Genomic DNA, 967 nt, shown 5'->3' with positions numbered 1-967 from the left:
CGGACGATGCGGGGCAGCTTCTGCCAGGCATTGCCGATCGGCTGCATGCGCGTCTTCATGACGCCCTCCTGCAGCTCGGCGGTGACGTTGGACAGGCGCTGCAGCGGCACCTTGAACTCGGTGTCCTCGTTGCGGCGGGAGATCTCCAGCAGCTGGTTGCGGGTCAGCACCAACTCGGAGACCATGGTCATCAGATGCTCCAGCGTATCCACGTTGACGCGGATCGACTGGTTGGCGATGCGGTCGCCTTCGCTGGCGCCCTCGTCGGCCATCGACTTCTTCGGCGCGGCCTTCTCCTTGGCGGGCTTCGCTTCCTTGGCCACTTCCTTAACAACAGGCGCGGGCGCTTCAGCAGCCGGCTCAGCCTTGGCAACGGGCGCGGGCGTCGGCGCTTCGATCGCGGTCTCGCGGAAGGCGCGCTCGAGCTCGTCGAGCGACACTTCGCCCGGACGCAATGGGCGCTCCAGGGTCTGGTCGATCAGCGATCCCTGCGTCATCTCCTTAGCCAGCGCAGCAGCGGCAACCGGGGCTTCCGGCACCAGCGGCGGAGCTTCGGCAACGGGAGCTGCACCGGCCGCCATAGCGGCCATGCCCTGCTCGACCATCGCTTCCAGCTTGTCGATGAGGTCGCGATCGGTCCCCTCCGGCTCGGCTTCGGTGGCTTCGAGGCCTGCGAGGATTTCCTTGATGCGGTCGATCGAGGACAGGATCACCGTCACCGCCTGCCCGGTCACCGGCATGCCGTCACGGAATTTGCCCATCAACGTCTCGCCGGCATGCGCCAGCGCTTCAAGCCGCGGCAATCCGAGGAAGCCGCAGGTGCCCTTGATGGTGTGGACCAGGCGGAAGATGTTATCCAGGATCTTGGCGTTGTTCGGCTCCTGTTCGAACTTCACCAACTGGTTGTCGACGGTGTCCAGGCTCTCGCTGGTCTCCGTCAAAAACTCCCGCAACAGATCATCCATGA

Annotated in this window: 1 protein-coding gene; it reads right to left on the bottom strand. The window is 64.9% G+C overall.

The genetic code is table 11. The features are described from left to right. The coding region (locus CV770_RS41190) for an Hpt domain-containing protein (RefSeq protein ID WP_201760273.1) at positions 1–965 on the bottom strand (965 nt) is incomplete at its 3' end. Positions 966–967 lie beyond the last annotated feature (2 nt).

Source organism: Bradyrhizobium sp. AC87j1 (assembly GCF_002936975.1).
Lineage (GTDB): Bacteria > Pseudomonadota > Alphaproteobacteria > Rhizobiales > Xanthobacteraceae > Bradyrhizobium > Bradyrhizobium shewense.
The sequence above is the reverse complement of the archived record's forward strand: the minus strand, read 5'-3'. Positions and strand labels throughout refer to the sequence as shown.